Raw genomic sequence first — 24359 nt, 5'->3', positions numbered from 1 at the left:
GACTCTTAAAGGGCGGAAGCGGAGGCGAGGTCCTGGCGCTCGAGGGCGAGCGGCGCGGGGCCGAGCAATTTTACCCGTTCATGGGGGGCCAGGGACAGGGTTGCGCCGACCACGTTGGGGCGGATCGGCAACTCGCCGGCATCCAGGTCGAGCAGGCAGACCAGGGTCACGCTGGCCGGACGGCCGTAGTCGAACAGCTCGTTGAGTGCGGCGCGGATGGTCCGGCCGCTCATCAGCACGTCGTCCACCAGCACCAGGTGCTGGCCTTCGATCTCGAACGGCAGCTCCGAAGGACGCACCTGCGGGTGCAGGCCGTTCTGGCTGAAGTCATCGCGGTAGAAGGACACGTCCAGCGTGCCCATGGCCTCGTCGCTGCCCAGTTCGTCCAGCAGGGCCTTGGCTACCCAGACGCCACCGGTACGGATACCGATGAAGCGCGGCTCAGTGATGTTGCGGCGGCTCAGATGGGCGCGAAGATCGACGGCCATCTGCCGGATCAGGTCGGCGGGATTGGGTAGGCTCATGCTTGCTCCTCAAAACGCCGGGGCAGTGGGCTGGCCCGACTTGAAACCAAAGATTCGGGGGATTACGACGCGGTATTGGCCTCCAGCCAGCCTTGCAAGAGCAGGGCGGCGGCGATGGCATCCACCGGGTTGTCGCGATAGCTGCCACGCTGGCCGCCACGGGCCATGCGCTCGCCCTTGGCCTCGAAGGTGGTCAGGCGCTCGTCGTGGGTGTGGACCGGCAGATTGAAGCGGCCGTTCAGGCGGCGGGCGAATTTCTCCGCGCGGTCACTCATTTCGCTGGGGGTGCCGTCCATGTTCAGGGGAAGACCGACCACCAGGGCGTCTGGCTTCCACTCCTTGATCAGCTTTTCCACCTGGTTCCAGTCCGGCACGCCGTTCTGCGCCTTCAGCGTGCATAGCTCACGGGCCTGGCCGGTGATGACCTGGCCGACGGCGACGCCGATCTGCTTGCTGCCGTAGTCGAAACCCAGCAGCAGTCGAAGCTCGGCCATCAGGCGTGCCCCGCCTGGCTGGTCAGCAGGTGCAGGTTGATGCCCAGGCGCGCAGCGGCAGCATCGAGGCGCAGTTCGGTGGCCATGCCGAAGAGGATCTCGGGATCGAACGGGCAGTTCAGCCAGGCATTGTCGGCCAGTTCGGCCTCCAGTTGCCCGGCTTCCCAGCCGGCGTAGCCGAGGGTGATCAGGCTCTGCCGCGGGCCAGTGCCGTTGGCGATGGCGAAAAGCACGTCCTGCGAGGTGGAGAGCGCCAGGTCATCGAGCTGGATGGTGGCCTGGTAGGACTTCTCGTTGGTGTGCAGCACAAAACCGCGATCGGTCTGCACCGGCCCGCCGATGTAGATCGGCACGTTCAGGCTGGAGGGCGACGGTTCCTCCTCGGGACGCAGCTGTTCGAGGATGTCGGCCAGGTTCAGCTCCTGCGGACGGTTGATCACCAGGCCCATGGCACCGTTGGCGTTGTGCTCGACGATGTAGGTCAGGGTCTGGGCGAAGTTCGGGTCCGCCATGTGCGGCATGGCAATCAGGAACTGATGCTTGAGGTAAGTCGGGCTGAAATTTTTCATACCCGGTAGTGTGGCGGTGAGGCGCCGGGCTGACAAGCTGCGCTGTCGTTAATTGCTGGACAGACGGTCGCCCCGGGCAAAGCGCCAGGTGCGGATGATCTCCAGCCGGTCGATGTCCGACAGATCGCCGGTGAACGGTGCAAAAGGCGCGGCCAGGCGCACGATGCGCTGTGCAGCCTGGTCCAGCAGCGGCTGGCCGGACGACTCCAGCACCAGCACTTCATACAGCGAGCCGTCGCGGTTGATCGAGACCATCAGTCGCAGGCTGCCGTAGATCTGCTGGCGGCGGGCTTCGTCGGGATAGTTGAGGTTGCCGATGCGCTCGACCTTCTTGCGCCATTCGTCCTTGTACCAGGCGCCCTTGTCGCGCATGGTCGAAGCGGCGCTGAGGCGGTGGATGCGCGGGCGCTTGGCGTACAACTGCTGCTCGTTGGCCAGTTCGGCTTCCAGGCTGGCGATCTGGTCGGACAGCTGCGAGCTGTCGAAATCCGGGGCCGGTGTCTTCGGTGCTTCCTTGGGCTTGGCTTCCTTGGGTGCAGGCTGCACTTTCTGGGCTTTTGGTGCGACGGTGGTGACCGCGGCCTTGGCCGGTGGAGGCGGCACGTCTTCCTTGCGCGAGGCCGGCGGCGGGGTGACCTTGTTCACCTTGCTGTCCTGGAACGGCGCCACCTCGGTGGTCTTCGGTACTTCCGCCTTGTCCAGGGTGCCGCTGCCCTGCTGGTTCTCCTGGGCGAGGAAGTCAGCCTGCTTGGGCTTCTCCTCGCTCTTGAACATCGCCAGGGTGATGTCCATGGTGCGGCGGATCTCCTCCGGCTTGGTATAGCTGAAGCTCACCCCGAGGATCAGCGCCAGGTGCAACAGCGCCGCCACGAACAGGGTAAAGCCCAAGCGGTCCGCCGCGCGGACGCGGGGCGGAGCGAAGTCGGCAGGGATATCGGCGGGCAGCGTCATCTGATAGTCAACAACCGGCGGAGCGGGGAGCCTGGTGGCAAAGGACCGGCATGATAACCCACTCCGCGGTGTTTCCTCTTGTCGTCGGTCAGCGTGCCTTCAGCTGGCGATCGATGGCGTCCATCAGTTGCCCGCCTATGTTGGTGTTGTAGGCAGCATCGATCTCGCGGATACAGGTCGGGCTGGTGACGTTGATCTCGGTGAGGTAGTCGCCGATCACGTCCAGGCCGACGAACAGCAGGCCCTTCTCGCGCAGGCTCGGGCCGACCTGGGCGGCGATCCAGCGGTCGCGGTCGGTCAGCGGACGGGCCTCGCCACGGCCGCCGGCGGCCAGGTTGCCGCGGGTCTCGCCGCTGGCCGGGATGCGCGCCAGGCAGTAGGGCACCGGCTCGCCATCGATCATCAGGATGCGTTTGTCGCCGTCCTTGATCTCGGGCAGGAAGGCCTGCGCCATGATCTGCTGCTGGCCGTGCTGGGTCAGGGTCTCGAGGATCACCGACAGGTTGGGATCGCCCGGACGGTGGCGGAACACCGAGGCGCCACCCATGCCGTCCAGCGGCTTGAGGATGACGTCGCCGTGGGTGGCGGCGAATTCACGCAGGATATCGGCGCGGCGGCTGACCAGGGTCGGCGCCATGCACTGCGGGAAACGCGTGGCGAACAGCTTCTCGTTGCAGTCGCGCAGGCTCTGCGGGCGGTTGACCACCAGCACGCCCTCGGCCTCGGCCTGCTCCAGCAGGTAGGTGCTATAGACGAATTCCAGGTCGAAGGGCGGATCCTTGCGCATCAGGATCACGTCCAGCTCGGCCAGCGGGCTGTCCTGCTCGGCTTCCAGCTCGAACCATTTTTCCGGGTTGGCGAAGACTTTCAGCGGACGCATCCGCCCGCGGGCCTGGCCGGCACCCAGGTAAAGGTCCTTCTGCTCCAGGTAGAACAGTTCCCAGCCGCGTTCCTGGGCGGCCAGCAGCATGGCCAGCGAGCTGTCCTTCTTGTAGGAGATGGACGCGATGGGGTCCATGACAATGCCGAGGCGAACGCTCATGGGGGTAAATCCTCTCGGCGGCGCGGGGCCGCAGTGGTTCGAATGAAAAGTGGCTCAGGGTGGCGCTCGCGACGCCGGCGGTCAAGGGAAAAACGCCGCCGGCGTGGCTCGATGGAATGCACCCCCTGAGTGTGCTAAAAATGCGTGGCAGGTGGCCGGCATGGCGCTATCCGACAGGAATGGTAGAGCGAATATGGTTCAGCCCGACGCGGCATTGAAAGTGATGGTGATCGACGACTCCAAGACGATTCGCCGCACCGCCGAGATGCTCCTGAGCGAAGCGGGGTGCGAGGTCATCACCGCCATCGACGGCTTCGATGCCCTGGCCAAGATCGTCGACCACCGTCCCGGGATCATCTTTGTCGACGTGCTGATGCCGCGCCTGGATGGTTACCAGACCTGCGCGCTGGTCAAGCACAACAGTGCCTTCAAGGACACCCCGGTGATCATGCTTTCGTCCCGCGACGGTCTGTTCGACAAGGCCCGCGGGCGTATCGTCGGTTCCGACCAGTTCCTCACCAAGCCGTTCAGCAAGGAAGAACTGCTGGAGGCGATCCGTGCCCATGTGCCGGGTTTCACCGCCGAAGAACAACACGCACCCTGACGCCAGCGCCCGCGCGCCGGCGTCTTGCCTTTCATGGGGAACAAGATGGCCCGAATTCTCATCGTCGACGACTCGCCGACCGAAATGTACAAGCTCAGCGGCATGCTGGAAAAGCACGGGCACCAGGTGCTCAAGGCGGCCAATGGCGCCGACGGCGTGGCCTTGGCTGCCCAGGAGAAGCCCGACGCGGTGCTGATGGACATCGTCATGCCCAACATGAACGGCTTCCAGGCCACCCGCCAGTTGAGCAAGGATCCGGCGACCAAGGACATCCCGGTGATCATCGTCACCACCAAGGACCAGGAAACCGACAAGGTCTGGGGCACCCGCCAGGGCGCCAAGAGCTACCTGGTCAAGCCGGTGGACGAAGACGACCTGATCCGCGTCCTCAACGACGTCCTCAACGCTTGATCCGCGAGGCCATGGGCGAGTCGCTGACGGCCTTCGAGCTGCTGCTGGACATCGACCGGCGCTGCCGGCTGCTGGCCGCCGACCTGCCCCTTCAGGAAACCCGGCTGCAAACCTGGAGCGGCATCGGCTTTCGCTTGGGCGGGCACTGTTTCGTCGCGCCCATGGGTGAGGTCGCCGAAGTGCTCACGGCGCCGCGCCTGAGCCGGATTCCCGGAGTCAAACCGTGGGTCGCCGGGGTCACCAACCTGCGCGGCCAGTTGCTGCCGGTCACCGACCTTGGCGGTTTCCTCGGCCTGGAACCAGGCACCGGTCGCAAGCAAAGGCGGGTGCTGGTGGTCGACCATGACGAACTGCTCGCCGGCCTGCTGGTGGACGAAGTGCTCGGTTTGCAGCATTTCGCCCTCGACAGTCTGGAGCTGGCGCCGCCGTCGCCCCTGCTTGGCAGCGCCGCACCTTATATCCAAGGGCATTTCCAGCGGGAGAACTGCTGGGGAATCTTCAGCCCCTTCGCCCTGGTCCAGGCCCAGGGCTTTCTCGATGTCGCGCTGTAAAGGAACGCCAGACCCGTGACCCAGCCCAAGTTCGCCAGTGCCGTCAAAAGTTCGCGCAGCAGCGCGCAGATCGCCGCACTGTTCGTCGTGCTGATCCTCTCGATCATCCTGCTGTTCGCCAACTTCGCCTACCTCAATACCCAGGCCAACCACGACAAGCAATACATCGGCCACGCTGGCGAGCTGCGCGTGTTGTCCCAGCGCATCGCCAAGAACGCCACTGAAGCGGCCTCCGGCAAGACCGTGGCGTTCCGTTTGCTGAGCGAGGCGCGCAACGATTTCGAGCAGCGTTGGGGCTACCTGAAGAAAGGCGACCACAGCACCGGCCTGCCATCGGCGCCGGTGGCGGTTCGCGATGAGATGGCCGCGGTGCAGCGTGACTGGGAGACCCTGCGCAAAAACACCGACGTGATCCTCGCCAGCGAACAGACCGTGCTGTCCCTGCACCAGGTTGCTGCGACCCTGGCCGAGACCGTGCCGCAGTTGCAGGTCGAGTACGAGAAAGTGGTGGAAATCCTCCTGCAGAGCGGTGCCCCGGCGAATCAGGTGGCCATGGCCCAGCGCCAGGCGCTGCTCGCCGAGCGCATCCTCGGCTCGGTGAACACCGTGCTGGCCGGCGACGACACCTCTGTGCAGGCCGCCGATGCCTTCGGCCGCGATGCCAGTCGTTTCGGCCAGGTGCTGGAGGGCATGCTCGGCGGTAACCCGACCCTGCAGATCACCCGCGTCCAGGACCCCGACGCTCGAGCACGTCTGGGTGAAATCGCCGAGCTCTTCCAGTTTGTCGCCGGCTCCGTGGACGAAATCCTCGAGACTTCGCCGGAGCTGTTCCGCGTGCGCGAGGCCGCCGGCAACATCTTCAGTCTGTCGCAGACCCTGCTCGACGAAGCCTCGCGCCTGGCCAACGGTTTCGAGAACCTGGCCAGCGGACGCACCCTGGATACCGTCGGAGGCTACGTGCTGGGCCTGCTGGCGCTGGCCTCGATCATTCTTATCGGCCTGGTGATGGTCCGCGAGACCCACCGTCAGCTCAGCGAGACCGCGGAAAAGAACGAGCGCAACCAGCAGGCGATCATGCGCCTGCTCGACGAGATCGAAGACCTCGCCGACGGCGACCTGACCGTCACGGCTTCGGTCACCGAGGACTTCACCGGGGCCATCGCCGATTCCATCAACTATTCCATCGACCAATTGCGCGACCTGGTGGCGACCATCAACCTCAGCGCGGAGGAAGTCGCCTCCGCCGTGGAAGACACCCAGAACACCGCGCACCAACTGGCCAAGGCCTCCGAGCACCAGGCCCAGCAGATCGCCGATGCGTCGATGGCAGTGGGCGACATGGCCGAATCCATCGACCGCGTGTCCGGGCATGCCTACGAGTCGGCCAAGGTTGCCGAGCGCTCGGTGGCCATCGCCAACAAGGGCAACGAGGTGGTGCACAACACCATCCGCGGCATGGACAACATCCGCGAGCAGATCCAGGACACCGCCAAGCGGATCAAGCGCCTGGGCGAGTCTTCCCAGGAGATTGGCGATATCGTCGGCCTGATCGACGACATTGCCGACCAGACCAACATCCTCGCCCTCAATGCGGCGATCCAGGCGTCCATGGCCGGTGAGGCCGGGCGCGGCTTTGCCGTGGTCGCCGACGAAGTACAGCGCCTGGCGGAGCGTTCGTCTTCGGCCACCCGGCAGATCGAGGCGTTGGTGCGGGCGATCCAGGTCGACACCAACGAGGCGGTCATTTCCATGGAGCAGACCACCGCCGAGGTGGTGCGCGGTGCGCGTCTGGCTCAGGACGCCGGGGTGGCCCTGGAAGAGATCGAGGGCGTGTCGCAGACCCTGGCCGACCTGATCCTGAGCATTTCCGACGCGGCGCAGTTGCAGACCTCGTCCGCCGGGCAGATTTCCCACACCATGGCGATCATCCAGCAGATCACCTCGCAGACCTCGTCCGGCTCCACTGCCACCGCCGAAAGCATCGGCGACCTGGCGCGCATGGCCAGCGAGATGCGGCGTTCGGTGTCGGGCTTTACGTTGCCTGCATCAGCGGAGCCGCGCTGATTTTTCCTGTGGGAGCGAGCAAGCTCGCTCCCACAGGTTTTGTGTGTATCAGTAAGAAATATTTTGTTCTATGAGAGCAGACATGGCTGACCGGCAAGATTTCGTCGCTCTGGCGTGGGTCAGGGAGGCGATCGACGAGAGTCTCGCGCAGGCGCGCCAAGCGCTGGAGCAATTCGTCGCAGGTGAAAGCGACAACCTGGACAACGGTATCGAACCGTTGCACCAGGTGCGCGGCTGCCTGGTGCTCCTGGAATTCAAGGGCGCAGCCTTGCTGGCCGAGGAAATGGAGCTGCTGGCCCGGGCCCTGGCCGCGGGCAAGGCCGCTGGTCATGGCGAGGCTCAGGGCGCTCTGTTCCGGGCGCTGACCCAGTTGCCGCTGTACCTCGAACGCCTGCGCGGCGCCCGCCGCGACCTGCCGCTGCTGGTCCTGCCGCTGCTCAACCAGCTGCGCGCCGCCCGTGGCGTCGAGGCGTTGGGGGAAAGCGCGCTGGGCGGTGCCGGGGAAAGTTTCGAACTGTCCCTGGACGCCCTGCACGGCCGCCTCTCCGACATGCCCGGGCGAGATGCCATGCGCTCGGTGATGGCGGCGATCAGCGAGGACCTGCTGCGCATCAAGGAGCGTATCGACCAGTTCGTCCGTGGTGATCAGCAACAGGCGCAAGAACTGGAACCGCTGCTTGCGCCACTGCGGCAGATCGCCGATACCCTCGCCGTGCTCGGCTTCAACCAACCGCGCCGGGTAATCCTCGACCAGGTGGCGACCCTGCAGGGCATGGTCAGCGGCCAGCGTGCCACGGAGCTGCCACTGCTGCTGGACGTGTCCGGGGCCTTGCAGTACGCCGAGGCGACCCTCGGCGGCATGGTCGGCTCCATGGAGTCCGCCAACCAGAGCCCGCCTGCCGGCACCGATATCAGCGAGATTCGCCAGCTTGTACTGGACGAGGCCCATGGCGTGCTGCTGCAGGCCCGCGACCTGATCGCCGACTGCCTCGAAGCCGGCTGGGAACGCCAGCGCCTGCAACCGCTGCCGGACCTGCTCGGGCAGATCCGCGGCGCCCTGGCCATGCTCATGCTGCCGCAGCCCGCCGCGGTGGTGCAGCGCTGCACCGACTACCTGCAGGCCCATGTGCTGCAGGCCGAATCCCTGCCCGGCGAGATCGAGCTGGAGCACCTGGCCGACGTCATCGGTAGCCTCGACTGTTATCTGCAAGCCCTGAGTATCGACCTGCAGGCCGATGTCGACGCCTTGCTCGCCCGCGCGCGTCGGGCCCTGGCGGCGCTTGGCTTCCCGGTGTTGGCGCGGCCGGTGCAACTGGCGCCGCTGGCCATCGCCGCGCCGGAGCCGGTGGACGGAGAATTGCGCGAGGTCTTCCTCGAAGAAGCCGAGGAAGTCCTCGGCCAGATGGACGAGCACTGGCGCCGCTGGCGCAGCGAAGGGCATCCGCGCGAGGCGCTGATTGAGCTGCGTCGCGGCTTCCATACCCTCAAGGGCAGCGGGCGCATGGTCCGTGCCCTGGTCCTGGCCGAACTGGCCTGGGCTGGCGAGCACCTGCTCAACCGCATGCTCGAAGGCCGCGTCGGCAGCCGCGATGATGTGCTCAAGGCGATCGGCCAGGCCATGACGCTGATGCCGCCGCTGGTCGCCGAGTTCGCAAGCGGCGAGGTACATGCCCACGCCCATGTCGAGCACCTGGCCAGCCACCTGCACGCCCTGGCAATGAACGATGGCGCCGGCGACGAGGAAAATGCCGAGGCCCTCGACCCGCAACTGCTGGAGATCTTCCGCAACGAGGCGCAGACCCACCTGGCGAGCCTCGACGCCTTTCTCGAAGGCGCCGAGCTGTACCTGCCGGCGCCGGTCAGCGACGATCTGCAACGGGCCCTGCACACCCTGAAGGGGAGCGCGGCGATGGCCGGGGTCACGCCGATCGCCGAGCTGGCCACGGCCCTGGACCTGCTGGCCCGTGAGTTCAAGGCCCATCAGGTGGGCTTCGATCTCGATGAAATCTACCTCCTGCAAATGGCCGAGCCGCTGCTGCGCCGCGGCCTGGACCAGCTCGGCACGACGCCGCTGGCGCCGATCAAGGGCGCGGAAATCCTGATCGAGCAGGTCGAGCAGGTGGTCAGTGCGCGGCTCCAGGCGCTGTTCGACTCGCCGGACCAGAGCCTGCGCATCAAGCGCGACCCGCAACTGATCGCCAGCTTCCTCGAACAGGGCATGGACATCCTGCTCGACGCCGAATCTCTGCTGCTGCGCTGGCAGGAGCATCCCGGCGAGCGCCACGAACTCAATTCGCTGCTGGACGAACTGACCACCCTCGGGCAGAGCGCGCACCTGGCCAACCTGTGGCAGGTCGACGAACTGTGCGAAGCCCTGCTGGACCTCTACGGTGCGGTGGAAGAAAGCAGCCTGGTGGCTGATGCGCGCTTCTTCGACGAAGCACAACAGGCCCATGAAGCCTTGATCAACATGCTCGACCAGATTGCCGCCGGCCAGGAGGTGGAACCTTGCCCGGAGCGCCTGCACGCCCTGCGCGAACTGCTGGAACAGGGGCTGGATCCCGCCGCCATGGGCCTGGTACGACAGCACGGCGACGGCACGTCGAGCGTCGTCGCGCTGGACACGGCAACCCGCGAGCTTGCTGACGAGGAAACCGATCATGAATTGGTAGCGCTGTTCCTCGAAGAAGCCATCGATGTGCTGGACAGTGCCGACCAGGCCCTCAAGCGCTGGATCGACGAACCGGACAACGCCTCGGTGCTGTCCTCGCTACAGCGCGACCTGCACACCCTCAAAGGTGGCGCGCGCATGGCCGGGATCGGCCCGCTCGACGTGCTCGCCCACGAGCTGGAGCTGCTTTACGAAGGCCTGGTGGACCGCCGCTTCAGCCCGTCGCTGGAACTCGCCAGCTTGCTTCGCGGCAGCCACACCCTGCTGGCCCGGCTGCTGGCGCAACTGAGCCAGGGCCACACACTGGACTCGGTGGTGGAAAGCCTCGCCGCCCTGCGCGAGTTCCGCCATCACACCCAGCCGGCCAGTGCTGCGGCCAAGGCCGAGCAGCCGGAGCAGGAGGGCGACAAGGAACTGCTGGATATCTTCCTCGAAGAAGGCGTGGATATCGTCGAAAGCGCTGCTGCGGCTTTGACCCGCTGGCAGGCCGACCCGCGCAGTAGCGTCGAGGTGGAGAACCTGCTGCGCGACCTGCACACCCTCAAGGGTGGCGCGCGCATGGTGGAAATCGCGCCGATCGGCGACCTTGCCCACGAACTGGAATTCCTCTACGAACACCTCGCCGCCGGGCAACTGCAGCCGAGTCCGGCGCTGTTCAGCCTGTTGCAGAACTGCCACGACCGTCTCGCCCACATGCTCGATGCGGTGCGCCTGCAGCAGCCGCTGCACGCGGCCACGGCGCTGATCGATTACATCCGCAACTTCAGCAGCGCAGCCCTCAGCGACAGCGCTGCCGCCGCGCCGGGCAATGACAGCACGCCCGCCGAAGCACCGGCGCCGGCGCCGGAGCGGGCGGCGCTGGACATGGTCAAGGTCAACGCTGAACTGCTCGACGACCTCGGCAACCAGGCCGCCGAGACCTCGATTCTGCGCGGGCGCCTGGAGCAGCAGATAAACGACGCCCAGGTTGCCCTCAACGAGATGGAAACCACGCTGGAGCGCATGCGCGACCAGTTGCGTCGCCTCGACACCGAAACCCAGGGCAGCCTGCTGGGTCGCCTGCAGATCGACGGCGATGCTTACGAAGACTTCGACCCGCTGGAGATGGACCGTCACTCGCAGTTGCAGCAGCTTTCCCGGGCCTTGTCGGAGTCGGCCTCGGACCTGCTCGACCTGAAGGAGACCCTCGGCGCCCGCAACCAGATGGCACAGAGCCTGTTGTCGCAGCAGGCGCGGGTCAACAGCGAGCTGCAGGAGGGCCTGATGCGTACCCGCATGGTGCCCTTCGAGCGCCTGGTGCCGCGTTTGCAGCGAGTGGTGCGGCAAACTGCCAGCGAGCTGGGCAAGCAGGTCGAACTGGTGGTGGGCAACGCCGAGGGCGAGATGGACCGCAGCGTTCTCGAACGCATGGTGGCGCCGTTGGAGCACATGCTGCGCAATGCCGTCGACCACGGTCTGGAAAGTCGCGAGGTGCGCCTGGCCGCGGGTAAGCCGGAACAGGGCATGATCGCCCTGAATCTGCTCCACGAGGGCGCCGATATCGTTATCGAGATGTTCGACGACGGTGCCGGGGTACCTCTGGAAGCCGTGCGCAAGAAGGCGATCAAGCGCGGCCTGCTCGATCCGCGCAGCGAACTCAGCGACCACGAGGTGATGCAGTTCATCCTCCAGCCGGGCTTTTCCACCGCCGAGAAGATCACCCAGATTTCCGGGCGCGGCCTGGGCATGGACGTGGTCCATGAAGAGGTCAAGCAGCTTGGTGGTTCGATGGTCATCAGCTCGGTGGCGGGCAAGGGGGCGCGCTTCCTGATTCGCCTGCCGTTCACCGTCTCGATGAACCGCGCGCTGATGGTGCATTGTGGCGAGGAGCAATACGCCGTACCGCTGAACGCCATCGACGGCGTGGTGCGGGTGCCGCCGGCAGAGCTTGAGGCCTGCTATCGCCTCGATCCGCCGCGCTACGAATATGCCGGGCGCGGGTATGAACTGCGCTACCTCGGTGAGCTGCTGCAGGGCGAGCGCCAGCCACGCCTGCTCGGTCAGAGCCTGCCGCTGCCGGTGTTGCTGGTGCATGCCCATGACCAGCAGTTTGCGTTGCAGGTGGACAGCCTGTCGGCCAGCCGCGAGATCGTGGTCAAGAGCCTCGGCCCGCAATTTGCCGCGGTGCAGGGCCTGGCCGGGGCAACCTTGCTCGGCGATGGTCGGGTGGTGCTGATTCTCGACGTCCTGACGCAACTGCGCGGCCTGCACTTGCGCCTGGCGCAGCAGGCCGGGCGACCGGAGCGGGACGTGCCGCTGCTGGCGGGCAGCGGTCCGGCCCGGCCGTTGCTGGTGCTGGTGGTGGACGACTCGGTGACCGTGCGAAAAGTCACCGGACGCCTGCTGGAGCGTCACGGCATGCACGTGCTGACGGCGAAGGACGGGGTCGACGCCATGGCGGTGCTGGCCGAGCACCGGCCCGACGTACTGCTGCTGGATATCGAGATGCCGCGGATGGACGGCTTCGAGGTGGCCACCCAGGTGCGCCAGGATCCGCAACTGCACAACCTGCCGATCATCATGATTACCTCGCGGACCGGCCAGAAGCACCGCGACCGGGCCATGGCCATCGGCGTCAACGACTACCTGGGCAAGCCATACCAGGAATCCGTGCTGCTGCAGAGCATCGCCCGCTGGAGTCATTCCCATGCTTGAACAAGTTACCCGCAGCGGCCGACGCAGCAGCCTGACCGGGCTGCTGCTGCCGCTGAGCGACCGCAGTCTGGTGCTGCCCAACGTGGCGGTGGCCGAGCTGATCGGCTACCAGCACTGTGCACCGGCGCCCGACCAGCCCGCCTGGCTGCTGGGCTGGATCGACTGGCGCGGCCTGCGCTTGCCGCTGTTGAGCTTCGAGGCGGCCTGTGGTGGTCAGACCCAGGTTGGGGAGCGGGCGCGGATCGTCGTGCTCAATGCGCTTGGCGGCACTTCGCGCAGCTTCTTCGCCCTGCTGGTGCAGGGCATTCCACGCTCCTGCAAGCTCGACAGCCAGCTCAACTATGTTGACGTGCCGCTCGGCGCGCTGGAGCTGGCGGCGGTGCAGGTGGGCGAGCAGGTTGCCCGGGTGCCGGACCTGGTGGCCCTGGAAAAACTCCTGCCGTCGAACTAGGTTTTTTTACGAAAAGTCGCCCCACAGCTGCTGGGCCACGGCCAGCGCCACCACCGGCGCGGTTTCCGTGCGCAGGACCCGTGGGCCGAGGCGGGCGGAATGGAAGCCGCTGGTCTTGGCCTGCGTCACTTCTGCGTCCGACAGGCCGCCCTCCGGGCCGATCAGGAAGGCCAGGCTGGCCGGGCGTTCGTGGCTGACCAGCGGCTCGGCCACCGGGTGCAGCACCAGTTTCAGGGCTTCGTCGCGGGCGGCCAGCCATTCGGCCAGGGTCACCGGCGCCTCGATGCGCGGCACGCTGGAGCGACCGCACTGCTCGCAGGCGCTGATCGCCACCTGGCGCCAGTGGGCCAGGCGCTTGTCGGCGCGTTCATCCTTGAGGCGTACTTCGCAGCGTTCGCTGACGATTGGCGTGATGACGTTGACGCCCAGCTCGGTGGCTTTCTGGATCGCCCAGTCCATGCGCTCGCCGCGGGACAGGCCCTGGCCGAGGTGGATATGCAGGGGCGATTCGGCCTGGCCGGGGAGGGCCTGGTCGAGGCGCACACGCACGGTTTTCTTGCCGACTTCGAGCAACTCGCCGAGGAATTCCTCGCCGCTGCCGTCGAACAGTTGCACGGCGTCGCCGGCGCTCATGCGCAGGACACGGCCGATGTAGTGGGCCTGGGCTTCAGGCAGGTCGTGCTCGCCAAGGCTCAGCGGGGCATCGATGAAAAAGCGGGAGAGGCGCATTGGGGGCTCTACTGTTCAAAAGTTCTGCTTTGACCTCTCGGGCCTCATCGCGGGCAACGCCCGCTCCCACAGGAACCGCATGCACCGCAGATCCTTGTGGGAGCGGGCGTTGCCCGCGATGAGGCCCGAGAGACCACTGAAATTACCTAGCCCGGATCCCGGAAGTCCGGATGGAAGTCTGCCGGCACCGCCACGCTGACTTTGTCCCGCGTCGCGATATCGATCCCCTCGCTGGCCACCTCGGCCAGGAAATCGATCTGCTGCGGTGTAATCACATAAGGCGGCAGGAAATACACCACGCTACCCAGCGGCCGCAACAGCGCCCCCCGGGTCAGGGCATGCTCGAACACCTTCATCCCGCGCCGTTCCTGCCACGGATAGGCGCTCTTGCTCGCCTTGTCCTGCACCATCTCGATGGCCACGGCCATGCCGGTCTGGCGCACTTCGGCTACATGCGGATGATCCACCAGATGCGCCGTGGCACTGGCCATGCGCTGGCTCAGCGCCTTGTTGGCCTCGATCACGTTGTCCTGCTCGAAGATATCCAGGGTCGCCAGCGCCGCGGCACAGGCCAGCGGGTTGCCGGTGTAGCTGTGGGAGTGCAGGAAGGCGCGCAGCGTCGGGTAGTCGTCGTAGAACGCACCGTACACCTCGTCGGTAGTCAGGCACGCCGCCAGCGGCAGGTAGCCGCCGGTCAGAGCCTTGGACAGGCAGAGGAAGTCCGGACGGATGCCGGCCTGCTCGCACGCGAACATCGTTCCGGTACGGCCAAAGCCCACGGCGATTTCGTCGTGGATAAGGTGCACTTCGTAGCGGTCGCAGGCCTCGCGCAGCAGTTTGAGGTACACCGGGTGATACATGCGCATGCCACCGGCGCCCTGGATCAGCGGCTCGACGATCACGGCGGAGATACTTTGATGGTGCTCGGCGAGGGTCTGCTCCATGGCCGCGAACATCGTCCGCGAATGCTCTTCCCAGCTCACGCCTTCGGGGCGCAGGTAGCAATCCGGGCTCGGCACCTTGAGGGTGTCCAGCAGCAGCGCCTTGTAGGTCTCGGTGAACAGCGGCACGTCGCCCACCGACATCGCCGCGATGGTTTCGCCGTGGTAGCTGTTGCTCAGGGTGACGAAGCGCTTCTTCTCCGGGCGGCCCTTGTTCAGCCAGTAGTGGAAGCTCATCTTCAGCGCCACTTCGATGCAGGACGAGCCGTTGTCGGCGTAGAAGCAGCGGTTCAGGCCTTCCGGGGTGATCTTTACCAGGCGTTCAGACAGCTCGATTACCGGCTGGTGGCTGAAGCCGGCGAGGATCACGTGCTCCAGTTGGTCGACCTGGTCCTTGATGCGCTGGTTGATGCGCGGGTTGGCATGGCCGAACACATTGACCCACCAGGAGCTGACCGCGTCGAGGTAGCGCTTGCCCTCGAAGTCCTCCAGCCACACGCCTTCACCGCGCTTGATCGGGATCAGCGGCAGCTGCTCATGGTCTTTCATCTGGGTGCAGGGATGCCACAGGACCTTGAGGTCGCGGTCCATCCACTGTTGGTTGAGGCCCATGGGCTTGTACTCCTGGCAACGCGGGTTGGGTAAACCCGCGTAAGCCTAAGCAAAGCCAGGGTGCAGGACAATGTTCCTCTGCTATTCACGCCATTCCCGCCTGGCGCTCGTGCTGGCGACCTGATGTGCCGTGACGTATCCTGCAACCCATCTTTCCCGGGGAATTCTTCCCCGTTTTTTCTGCCTATATCCGGAGTTCGACGAATGTCTGCTGGTTGGCTGCGCGGCTGCGCGCTGGTGTTTATCGGGTTGTTCAGCGCGGGGGCGATGGCGGCGACCAAGGCCCCGACCGCGATCGTGGTCGGCGGCGGCCTGGCGGGTCTGACCGCAGCCTATGAGTTGCAGAGCAAAGGCTGGCAGGTCACCCTGCTGGAGGCCAAGCCGGGCATCGGCGGCCGTTCCGGTCTGGCCACCAGTGAATGGGTCGGCAACAGCAAGGCGCAACCGGTGCTCAACCAGTACCTGGACGCCTTCAAGCTCACCACGCTGCCAGCCCCCGAGTTCGTTCGGACGCCCAGTTACCTGATCGACGGCGAGTATTTCAGTGCCGCCGACCTCACCACCAAGCAGCCAGCCACCGCCGAGGCGCTGAAACGCTACGAGAAGACCCTCGACGACCTCGCCGCGTCCATCAGTGACCCTGAGAACCCGGCCGCCAACAGCACCTTGTTCGCCCTCGACCAGATCAACGTCTCCGCGTGGCTGGACAAGCTGCAACTGCCGGCCACCGCGCGACAACTGGTCAACCAGCAGATCCGGACCCGTTATGACGAACCGTCGCGCCTGTCGCTGCTGTATTTCGCCCAGCAGACCCGTGTCTACCGTGGCGTCAACGACCGCGACCTGCGCGCCGCACGCCTGCCAGGCGGCAGCCCTGTGCTGGCCCAGGCCTTCGTCAAGCAACTGAAGACCATCAAGACCAGTTCGCCGGTCACCGCCATCAGCCAGGACAAGGACGGTGTCACCGTCAAGGTCGGCGGGGTCGGCTACCAGGCCGACTACCTGGTGCTGGCGGTGCCGTTGCGCGCCCTGGCCAAGATCCAGCTGACCCCGGCTTTGGACGACCGCCATCAGGCTGCCTTGAAAGGCACCAACTACGGCTGGCGCGACCAACTGATGCTGAAGTTCAAGAACCCGGTCTGGGAAAGCCGCGCGCGCATGTCCGGCGAGATCTACAGCAACGCCGGCCTGGGCATGCTGTGGATCGAACCGGCGCTGAAGGGCGGTGCCAACGTGGTGATCAACCTGTCCGGCGACAACGCCCGGGTGATGCAGGCGTTCGGCGACAAGCAGATGGTCGACCAGGTGCTGATCCGCCTGCATGCCTTCTATCCACAGGCCCGTGGCGCGTTCACCGGCTATGAGATCCGTCGCTACAGCACCGATGTGGGCACCGGCGGTTCGTACCTGGCCTATGGCCCGGGACAGATCAGCAAATACTGGCGCCTGTGGGAGAAGCCGGTGCAGCGCATCGCCTTCGCCGGCGAGCATACCGACGCCTTGTACCCAGGCACCCTGGAGGGCGCGCTGCGCAGTGGCAAGCGTGCAGCGGGGCAGGTCGAGGACCTGGCGGCGGGCAAGTCGTTCGATGCCAAGCCGGCGGTGGCTGCGGCAGCGGCCGGCGCGGCGGCGGCAGCAGCGGCGAACAAGGGCAAGGATGACAAGCCGGGCTTCTTCTCGCGTCTGTTCGGTGGTGGCGATGACAAGCCGGTAGCGGCGGAAACCGCCAAGGCAGCAGAGACGGCGGTAGCGCCGGCGCCTGCTCCGTCTCCAGCACCTGCACCGGTTGCTCCAGCGGCACCGGCCCCGGTCGCCAAGGAAGAGCCGGCCAAGGCCGTACCTGCTGCCAGGCCGGCACCGGCAAAAGCGGCGCCGGTGAAGAAGTCGGAAAGCAAGCCTGCACCGAAGAAAACCACCACCCACGCCCCGGCCAGGAAGACCGAGGCCAAGGCACAGCCGGCCAAGAAGCCGGCGGCTGACAGTCAGGCCAAGGCAGGCTGAAGTCTTCGGGCCCACCTCGATCAGTGTGGGAGCGGGTTCGCCCGCTCCCACAGGTCCCGCGTTCGCATTCCTTCAGACGTACGTCTACAGTCTTTCCCCCAGTGTTAATGTTTCCTTAACGCCTCTGCGACACACTTAATATCTATTTTTTTGATAGTTCAAAGCGAAATTTTCCGCTTTATATCGATAGATAACCGGTTAGTCTTGGCAGCAATTCTTACGGGGAACCCGGCACATGCAGCTTCGCAATTCATCTTCTCGTTACGGCGTGGTCAGCATCGTCCTGCACTGGGGCGTCGCCCTGGCGGTGTTCGGTCTGTTCGGGCTGGGCCTTTGGATGGTCGGCCTGGATTACTACAGTTCCTGGCGCCACACCGCGCCAGAGTTGCACAAGGGCATTGGCCTGACCGTGCTGGCGCTGATGTTGTTGCGAGTGGTCTGGCGTTTCGTCAGCCCGCCACCACCGGCTCCGGCCAACCATGGCACGCTGACCCGCGTCGCTGCCAGGTTCGGTCATCTGCTGCTCTACGTTGGTCTGTTCAGCGTGCTGATCGCCGGCTACCTGATCTCCACCGCCGACGGCGCGGGGATCCCGGTGTTCGGCCTGTTCGAAGTACCCGCACTGATTTCCGGCCTGCCTGATCAGGCTGATATCGCCGGCGTGGTTCACCTCTATCTGGCCTGGGGACTGGTGGTGTTCGCCGTCCTGCACGGGCTGGCCGCTCTGAAGCACCACTTTATCGACCGTGATGCGACCCTGACGCGCATGCTGGGCCGCAAGGCTTGATGTTCAACCTCCACTCAAAGGAATCGAAAGAATGTTGAAAAAGACTTTTGCCGCTCTGGCACTGGGTACCGCTCTGCTCTCGGCTGGTCAGGTCATGGCTGCCGACTACAAGATCGACAAGGAAGGCCAGCACGCATTCGTCGACTGGAAGATCAGCCACCTGGGCTACAGCTTCATCCACGGCACCTTCAAGGACTTCGACGGCTCCTTCTCCTGGGATGCCGCCAAGCCTGAAGCGAGCAAGATCAGCGTCGATGTGAAAACCGCCAGCCTGTGGTCGAACCACGCCGAGCGTGACAAGCACATCGCCAGCGCCGACTTCCTGGACGTGAAGAAGTACCCGGACGCCAAGTTCGTCTCCACCAGCGTCAAATCCACCGGCGAGAAGACCGCTGACGTGACTGGCGACCTGACCTTCCACGGCGTGACCAAGCCGGTGACCTTCAAGGCCACCTTCATCGGTGAAGGCAAGGATCCATGGGGCGGCGAGCGTGCCGGTTTCAACGCTACCACTACCGTCAACCTGGGTGACTTCGGTATCAAAGGCCCAGGTCCGGCTTCCCAGACCTTCGATCTGGACATCTCGCTGGAAGGTGTGAAGCAGAAGTAATTGCTGCCTCGCCAACAAAAACGCCGCCCTTGAGGGCGGCGTTTTTTTTGAGCTGCAAGCTGAAAGTTTCAAGCTGCAAGAAAAAGCAGCCATTTCACCGGCCGGCTTTTTCTTATGGCTTGCCGCTTGAAACTTGAAGCTGCTTTACCGATTGCGCGTCAGCAACGCCGGCTTCTCACCACGCGGACGGCTCGGCAGTTGCTCCAGCTGTTCCATGGACGGGAAGCGATCGATCTTCGATTCCTTGTGCATGATCTTCGGCTGGTTCTGCGACTGGCCTTCACGCGGGCTGCGCACTGCTGGCTCCTGACGCTCCTCGCGGGCAGGACGACGATTGCGGTTGGCGTTGCCGCCATCGCGACGCGGCTGGCCATCACGGGCTCCGCCGCTACCGCCATTGCGTGCACCACCGCTGCGCTTTTCGCCATTGGCGCTGCCACCGCTGCGCGACTGACCAGCACCGCCATTGCTGCGCGGCTGGCCACCACCGTTGCCGGCACCGGCCTGGGAGCCCGGACGACGATTGCGACCCTGGCCACCCTTGTTCTGATACGGGCTGACGTAGTCGGCGCGGTTGCCGAAGTTATCGACGTCGTCATCCAGGAACTCTTCCGGATCACGGTCCGCCGGTACCGCTGGCTTGCCTTGTTGCTGGGCGTTCTGCTGCTGGCGCGGCTTCTTGTTCCGTGGCTTGCGCTGTTCCTGGCGGCCACCAGCGGATTTCTCCGCAGGCTTCTCACCGGCTGGCTTGGCGTCCTTGCTGGCGTCTTTCTCTTTGCCTTTGTCCTTGCCCTTGTCCTTGCGGCCACCGGCGTTGCTGCCGTCGGCGCGCTGGCCACGGCGCGGGTTGTTCTGCGGGCGCGGTTCGCGCACTTCCGGCTTCTCCGCCTCGACGGCGGCGAAGTCGAAGCCCATCAGGTCGCCATCCGGAATCTTCTGACGAGTGACGCGCTCGATGCTCTTGAGCAGCTTCTCTTCATCCGGCGCGACCAGCGAGATGGCCTCGCCGGAGCGGCCCGCACGGCCGGTACGGCCGATACGGTGGACGTAATCTTCCTCGACGTTGGGCAGTTCGAAGTTGACCACATGGGGCAGTTGGTCGATATCCAGGCCGCGGGCGGCGATATCGGTGGCGACCATGATCCGCACCGCGCCCGACTTGAAGTCGGCGAGGGCCTTGGTGCGGGCATTCTGGCTCTTGTTGCCGTGGATCGCGGCGGCGGTCAGGCCGTGCTTTTCCAGGTACTCGGCCAGGCGGTTGGCGCCGTGCTTGGTGCGGGTGAAGACCAGCACCTGTTCCCACGCGCCGGCGGTGATCAGGTGCGCCAGCAGGGCGCGCTTGTGGCTGGCCGGCAAGCGGAATACGCGCTGTTCGATACGCTCGACCGTGGTATTCGGCGGCGTGACTTCGATGCGTTCCGGGTTGTGCAGGAGCTTGTCGGCGAGGTCGGTGATGTCCTTGGAGAAGGTCGCCGAGAACAGCAGGTTCTGGCGTTTCGCCGGCAGGCGGGCGAGGACTTTCTTCACATCGTGGATGAAACCCATGTCGAGCATGCGGTCGGCTTCGTCCAGGACCAGGATCTCGACGTGGCTGAGGTCGACGCTGCCCTGGCCGGCCAGGTCGAGCAGGCGCCCGGGACAGGCTACCAGCACGTCTACACCACGGGCCATGGCCTGGACCTGCGGGTTCATGCCGACGCCGCCGAAGATGCAGGCACTGACGAATTTCAGGTCGCGCGCGTAGATCTTGAAGCTGTCGTGGACCTGGGCCGCCAGTTCGCGGGTCGGGGTCAGGACCAGTACGCGCGGTTGGCGCGGGCCATGGCGCTGGGACTTGTCAGGGTGACCACCGGGGAACAGGCGTTCGAGAATCGGCAGGGCGAAGCCGCCGGTTTTGCCAGTACCTGTCTGTGCCGCGACCATCAGGTCGCGACCTTGCAACACGGCGGGAATGGCCCGCTGTTGCACCGGAGTCGGCTGCGTATAACCGGCAGCCTCGATAGCGCGGACTAGAGCCTCGGAGAGACCGAGGGAAGCAAAGGACATGAGAAATCCTGTTCTAGTGGGGACTGTGCCCGATGGGGATGATCGTGCCTGGCGCGAAGGGCATCGGGTCGATGCTGTCGCGTCCGGTCCTGCTGGTCCAGGGTGCGCATCCGGGGGTTGGGATGTCGTCTGTCGAGGCCAGCGTCCGGGCGTAAGCCTGGCGGAAAAGCCCGAGTATAACAGAGCAATCAGGGAGTGCTGCGTTCCTGCTGCTCAACGGTTTCTGTAGAGACCGGCATGACAACGTGATAACGCGTTTGCAGCTCGGCGTAGGCTGGTTCGCGCTTGAAGCGCCGCAGCTCGGCGGCGAAGCGCTGGGCCAGCAGGTCCATACCGGCGTTGCGGCGTACCGCGAAGTATTGCGGCTGGCGGTAGATCACCAGCGGCAGCTCCGTGACCTGGTCCTGCAGGCCAAGCTGGTTGACCATGAAGCGGCCGACGCGGCGGTCGGTGATCAGCAGGTCGATGCGTCCAAGCTGCAGCTTGCCGAAGTTGGCTTCCTGGGTGGCCGCCGACTCGCGACGGAACAGCGTCGAGTCGAGGAAGGCGTCGCCATAGTTGTAGCCGGGGGAGGTGCCGACGGTCAGGCCTTCGAGATCTTCCAGGCGGTTCACCGGATGTGGCCGGGCGTTGGCCTGGAACAGCACGAATTCGACCTCCGACAGCGGCTCGCTCGGATAGTACAGCAGGCTGTCACGGTGGGCGGTCTGGAAGATGTCCATCACCCCGTCGGCCAGCCCCTGTTCGATCATCAGCAGGCAGCGGCGCCACGGCATGAATTCCCAGCGCACTTCGATGCCGAGGCGGCGGAACACTTCTGCGGTGACCTCGTAGTCGATGCCCTTCGGCTCACCGTTTTCCTCGTACACATAGGGCGCCCAGGGGTCGGTGACGATGCGCAACTGTTCGGCACGGGCCAGCAGGCTCATGCAGCTCAACAGCACAACGGTCAGCAGGCGGGCGAAATAGGGCATGGTAGACAGGCCGGGAGGCCGGAAGCGGCGATGACGCTGAAGGATACAGGCATCATCGCCGCTTGGGGGATCAGCGCGGCAGCTTCAGGTTGTTCCAGATCGCCAGGCTAGGTTCGGCCTGGTTCAGGGTGTAGAAGTGCAGACCCGGTGCGCCGCCTTGCAGCAGTTGCTCGCACATCTGGGTGATGACCTCTTCACCGAAGGCCTGGATGCTCTTGGCGTCGTCGCCGTAGGCTTCCAGCTGCTTGCGGATCCAGCGCGGGATCTCGGCGCCGCAGGCGTCGGAGAAACGGGCCAGCTTGCTGTAGTTGGTGATCGGCATGATCCCCGGCACTACCGGGATCTTCACCCCGAGCTTCTGCACGCGTTCGACGAAGTAGAAGTAGCTTTCGGCGTTGAAGAAGTACTGGGTGATGGCGCTGTCGGCGCCGGCATTGGCCTTGCGCACGAAGTTGGCCAGGTCGTCCTCGAAGTTGCGTGCCTGCGGATGCATCTCCGGGTAGGCGGCAATTTCGATGTGGAACTGGTCGTCGGTTTCCTGGCGGATGAACTCCACCAGTTCGTTGGCGTAGCGCAGCTCGCCGCTGGCCATGCCCATGCCCGACGGCAGGTCACCGCGCAGGGCGACGATGCGCTTGATCCCGGCAGCCTTGTACTGGGCCAGCAGGGCGCGCAGTTCGGCCTTGCTGTCGCCGACGCACGAAAGGTGCGGCGCGGCAGGGACCTTCACTTCGCTTTCCAGCTGCAGCACGGTGTTCAGGGTGCGGTCGCGGGTCGAGCCACCGGCCCCGTAGGTGCAGGAGAAAAAATCCGGGTTGTAGCTGGCCAGGGTACGAGCGGTGGCCAGCAGTTTTTCATGTCCAGCGTCGGTCTTGGTCGGGAAGAACTCGAAGCTGTAACGGCGTTCCTGAGTCATTTGAAGTTCCTTCAGCCGCAAGCCTCAAGCGGCAGGCTGCAAGAAAAAAGCAGGAGCGGCGCGAACCGCTTCTGCTTGAGCCTTGCTACGTGCCGCTTGCAGCTGCTGTTAGTAGCGGTAGGCGTGTGGCTTGAATGGACCTTCGACAGTCACGCCGATGTACTCGGCCTGTTTCGGGGTCAGCTGGGTGATCACGCCGCCGAAGCCGCGAACCATTTCCAGGGCCACTTCCTCGTCGAGTTTCTTCGGCAGTACTTCAACAGTCAGGCGTTCGGCCTTCTGCTCGGCGTTCAGATCGGCGAACTTCTGTGCGAACAGGAAGATCTGCGCCAGGACCTGGTTGGCGAAGGAACCGTCCATGATACGGCTTGGGTGACCGGTGGCGTTGCCCAGGTTCACCAGGCGGCCTTCGGCCAGCAGGATCAGGTAGTCATCGTTATGCGGATCGAAGTCGCCGTGACCGGTGCGGTGGATCTTGTGCACCTGTGGCTTGACCTCTTCCCATGCCCAGTTCTTGCGCATGAAGGCGGTGTCGATCTCGTTGTCGAAGTGACCGATGTTGCAGACCACGGCGCGTTTTTTCAGCGCTTTCAGCATGTTGGCGTCGCAGACGTTGACGTTACCGGTGGTGGTGACGATCAGGTCGATCTTGCCCAGCAGAGCCGCGTCGATGCTGGCTTCGGTGCCGTCGTTGATGCCGTCCTTGAACGGCGAGACCACTTCGAAACCGTCCATGCAGGCCTGCATGGCGCAGATCGGGTCGACTTCGGTGACCTTGACGATCATGCCTTCCTGACGCAGCGACTGGGCGGAGCCCTTGCCCACGTCACCGTAGCCGATCACCAGGGCCTGCTTGCCCGACAGCAGGTGGTCGGTACCGCGCTTGATGGCATCGTTCAGGCTGTGACGGCAGCCGTACTTGTTGTCGTTCTTGCTCTTGGTGACCGAGTCGTTGACGTTGATCGCCGGGATCTTCAGCTCGCCCTTGGCCAGCATGTCCAGCAGGCGGTGCACGCCGGTGGTGGTCTCTTCGGTGACGCCGTGGATCTTGTCCAGCATCGCCGGGTATTTCTTGTGCAGGATCTCGGTCAGGTCGCCGCCGTCGTCGAGGATCATGTTGGCGTCCCATGGCTGACCGTCCTTGAGGATGGTCTGCTCGATGCACCACTCGTATTCTTCTTCGGTTTCACCTTTCCAGGCGAACACAGGGATGCCGGCGGCGGCGATGGCGGCAGCGGCCTGGTCCTGGGTGGAGAAGATGTTGCAGGACGACCAGCGCACTTCGGCACCCAGGGCAACCAGGGTTTCGATCAGCACGGCGGTCTGGATGGTCATGTGGATGCAGCCGAGGATTTTCGCGCCCTTGAGTGGCTGCTCTTCCTGGTACTTGCGGCGCAGGCCCATCAGCGCAGGCATTTCCGACTCGGCGATGATGGTTTCGCGACGGCCCCAGGCGGCCAGGGAGATGTCGGCGACCTTGTAGTCGGTGAAACCTGCAGGCGTGTTTACAGCGCTCATTAGAGCCTCCATTCGTAGTGTGCGAATGGGCGCCGTTGTGCGTTGAGCGTCCGCGTGGTCTGCGGACAACGCCCCGACCGAGCCTGACAGGATCGAACCTGCTGCAGCGCCCCTCGGTCGGGTGGCGGGAGCGTCGACCGCAGAGGGTCGGCGCCGGATAAAAACGCGGGGATTATAGCCGGGCTTTCGTGACGGCCCA

20 protein-coding genes and 1 riboswitch are annotated in these 24359 nt (G+C 65.0%); of the genes, 9 read left to right on the top strand and 11 right to left on the bottom strand.

Annotation, left to right across the window (positions count from 1 at the left end):
• Nucleotides 1-5: 5 nt before the first annotated feature.
• The 5 genes from pyrR to gshB all read right to left on the bottom strand — a co-directional run bounded on the left by pyrR (nucleotide 6) and on the right by gshB (nucleotide 3580).
• Complete coding sequence (gene pyrR, locus AC5QPF_RS29670; protein ID WP_494961140.1) at nucleotides 6-524, bottom strand: bifunctional pyr operon transcriptional regulator/uracil phosphoribosyltransferase PyrR; 519 nt, start codon at nucleotides 522-524, stop codon at nucleotides 6-8.
• A gap of 62 nt (nucleotides 525-586) precedes the next feature.
• Nucleotides 587-1018 carry a Holliday junction resolvase RuvX gene (ruvX, locus tag AC5QPF_RS29665; protein ID WP_494961139.1) on the bottom strand — a complete coding sequence of 144 codons (432 nt, stop codon included), beginning with the start codon at nucleotides 1016-1018 and terminating at the stop codon, nucleotides 587-589.
• Nucleotides 1018-1587 carry a YqgE/AlgH family protein gene (locus tag AC5QPF_RS29660; protein ID WP_494961138.1) on the bottom strand — a complete coding sequence of 190 codons (570 nt, stop codon included), beginning with the start codon at nucleotides 1585-1587 and terminating at the stop codon, nucleotides 1018-1020. The genes ruvX and AC5QPF_RS29660 overlap by 1 nt, the downstream gene beginning before the upstream one ends.
• 48 nt (nucleotides 1588-1635) lie before the next feature.
• On the bottom strand, nucleotides 1636-2538 hold the full coding sequence (locus AC5QPF_RS29655) for a TonB family protein (protein ID WP_494961137.1): 903 nt from the start codon (nucleotides 2536-2538) through the stop codon (nucleotides 1636-1638).
• Nucleotides 2539-2626: 88 nt separating this feature from the next.
• The gene (gene gshB / locus AC5QPF_RS29650) at nucleotides 2627-3580 is read right to left on the bottom strand and encodes a glutathione synthase (protein WP_494961136.1); all 954 of its coding nucleotides are present in this window, start codon (nucleotides 3578-3580) and stop codon (nucleotides 2627-2629) included.
• A 193-nt stretch (nucleotides 3581-3773) separates the two neighbouring features.
• Here gshB and pilG point away from each other — a divergent pair, with 193 nt between their 5' ends.
• From pilG to AC5QPF_RS29620, 6 genes are all read left to right on the top strand, one after another.
• Nucleotides 3774-4184 (top strand): twitching motility response regulator PilG, encoded by a 411-nt coding sequence (gene pilG / locus AC5QPF_RS29645; protein ID WP_330076071.1) that lies wholly within the window; start codon nucleotides 3774-3776, stop codon nucleotides 4182-4184.
• A 45-nt stretch (nucleotides 4185-4229) separates the two neighbouring features.
• Nucleotides 4230-4595 carry a twitching motility response regulator PilH gene (gene pilH, locus AC5QPF_RS29640; RefSeq protein WP_494961135.1) on the top strand — a complete coding sequence of 122 codons (366 nt, stop codon included), beginning with the start codon at nucleotides 4230-4232 and terminating at the stop codon, nucleotides 4593-4595.
• An 11-nt stretch (nucleotides 4596-4606) separates the two neighbouring features.
• Nucleotides 4607-5146, top strand: coding sequence for a chemotaxis protein CheW (locus tag AC5QPF_RS29635; protein WP_494964274.1), 540 nt, complete (start codon nucleotides 4607-4609; stop codon nucleotides 5144-5146).
• Nucleotides 5147-5161: 15 nt separating this feature from the next.
• Nucleotides 5162-7210 carry a methyl-accepting chemotaxis protein gene (locus AC5QPF_RS29630; protein ID WP_494961134.1) on the top strand — a complete coding sequence of 683 codons (2049 nt, stop codon included), beginning with the start codon at nucleotides 5162-5164 and terminating at the stop codon, nucleotides 7208-7210.
• 82 nt (nucleotides 7211-7292) lie between these two features.
• On the top strand, nucleotides 7293-12575 hold the full coding sequence (locus AC5QPF_RS29625) for an Hpt domain-containing protein (protein WP_494961133.1): 5283 nt from the start codon (nucleotides 7293-7295) through the stop codon (nucleotides 12573-12575).
• A complete protein-coding gene (locus AC5QPF_RS29620; protein ID WP_330076075.1) occupies nucleotides 12568-13026 on the top strand; it encodes a chemotaxis protein CheW in 459 nt (152 codons plus the stop codon). The genes AC5QPF_RS29625 and AC5QPF_RS29620 overlap by 8 nt, the downstream gene beginning before the upstream one ends.
• Nucleotides 13027-13032: 6 nt before the next feature.
• On the opposite strand, the gene AC5QPF_RS29615 is transcribed toward AC5QPF_RS29620, so the two are convergent.
• Nucleotides 13033-13755 (bottom strand): 16S rRNA (uracil(1498)-N(3))-methyltransferase, encoded by a 723-nt coding sequence (locus AC5QPF_RS29615; protein WP_494961132.1) that lies wholly within the window; start codon nucleotides 13753-13755, stop codon nucleotides 13033-13035.
• Nucleotides 13756-13901: 146 nt separating this feature from the next.
• Complete coding sequence (locus AC5QPF_RS29610) at nucleotides 13902-15308, bottom strand: adenosylmethionine--8-amino-7-oxononanoate transaminase (protein WP_494961131.1); 1407 nt, start codon at nucleotides 15306-15308, stop codon at nucleotides 13902-13904.
• 204 nt (nucleotides 15309-15512) lie between these two features.
• On the opposite strand from AC5QPF_RS29610, the gene AC5QPF_RS29605 reads away from it, so the two are divergent.
• The 3 genes from AC5QPF_RS29605 (at nucleotide 15513) to AC5QPF_RS29595 (ending at nucleotide 18706) form a co-directional block, all read left to right on the top strand.
• Nucleotides 15513-17309, top strand: a complete 1797-nt coding sequence (locus tag AC5QPF_RS29605; protein ID WP_494961130.1) for an FAD-dependent oxidoreductase — start codon at nucleotides 15513-15515, stop codon at nucleotides 17307-17309.
• A 235-nt stretch (nucleotides 17310-17544) separates the two neighbouring features.
• The gene (locus AC5QPF_RS29600) at nucleotides 17545-18096 is read left to right on the top strand and encodes a cytochrome b/b6 domain-containing protein (protein ID WP_494961129.1); all 552 of its coding nucleotides are present in this window, start codon (nucleotides 17545-17547) and stop codon (nucleotides 18094-18096) included.
• Between the two features lie 31 nt (nucleotides 18097-18127).
• On the top strand, nucleotides 18128-18706 hold the full coding sequence (locus AC5QPF_RS29595) for a YceI family protein (protein ID WP_494961128.1): 579 nt from the start codon (nucleotides 18128-18130) through the stop codon (nucleotides 18704-18706).
• 144 nt (nucleotides 18707-18850) lie between these two features.
• On the opposite strand, the gene rhlE2 is transcribed toward AC5QPF_RS29595, so the two are convergent.
• From rhlE2 to ahcY, 4 genes are all read right to left on the bottom strand, one after another.
• Nucleotides 18851-20752: an RNA helicase RhlE2 gene (rhlE2, locus tag AC5QPF_RS29590; RefSeq protein WP_494961127.1), complete on the bottom strand. Its 1902-nt coding sequence runs from the start codon at nucleotides 20750-20752 to the stop codon at nucleotides 18851-18853.
• A 188-nt stretch (nucleotides 20753-20940) separates the two neighbouring features.
• Nucleotides 20941-21726, bottom strand: a complete 786-nt coding sequence (locus AC5QPF_RS29585) for a transporter substrate-binding domain-containing protein (RefSeq protein ID WP_494961126.1) — start codon at nucleotides 21724-21726, stop codon at nucleotides 20941-20943.
• A gap of 70 nt (nucleotides 21727-21796) precedes the next feature.
• Nucleotides 21797-22642 carry a methylenetetrahydrofolate reductase [NAD(P)H] gene (gene metF, locus AC5QPF_RS29580; RefSeq protein WP_494961125.1) on the bottom strand — a complete coding sequence of 282 codons (846 nt, stop codon included), beginning with the start codon at nucleotides 22640-22642 and terminating at the stop codon, nucleotides 21797-21799.
• A gap of 108 nt (nucleotides 22643-22750) precedes the next feature.
• The gene (ahcY, locus tag AC5QPF_RS29575) at nucleotides 22751-24160 is read right to left on the bottom strand and encodes an adenosylhomocysteinase (RefSeq protein ID WP_494961124.1); all 1410 of its coding nucleotides are present in this window, start codon (nucleotides 24158-24160) and stop codon (nucleotides 22751-22753) included.
• 20 nt (nucleotides 24161-24180) lie between these two features.
• A riboswitch (S-adenosyl-L-homocysteine riboswitch) is annotated at nucleotides 24181-24281 on the bottom strand.
• Nucleotides 24282-24359 lie beyond the last annotated feature (78 nt).

This window comes from Pseudomonas sp. Con_6, assembly GCF_059379395.1.
This window is presented reverse-complemented; position numbering and strand designations above follow the sequence as displayed.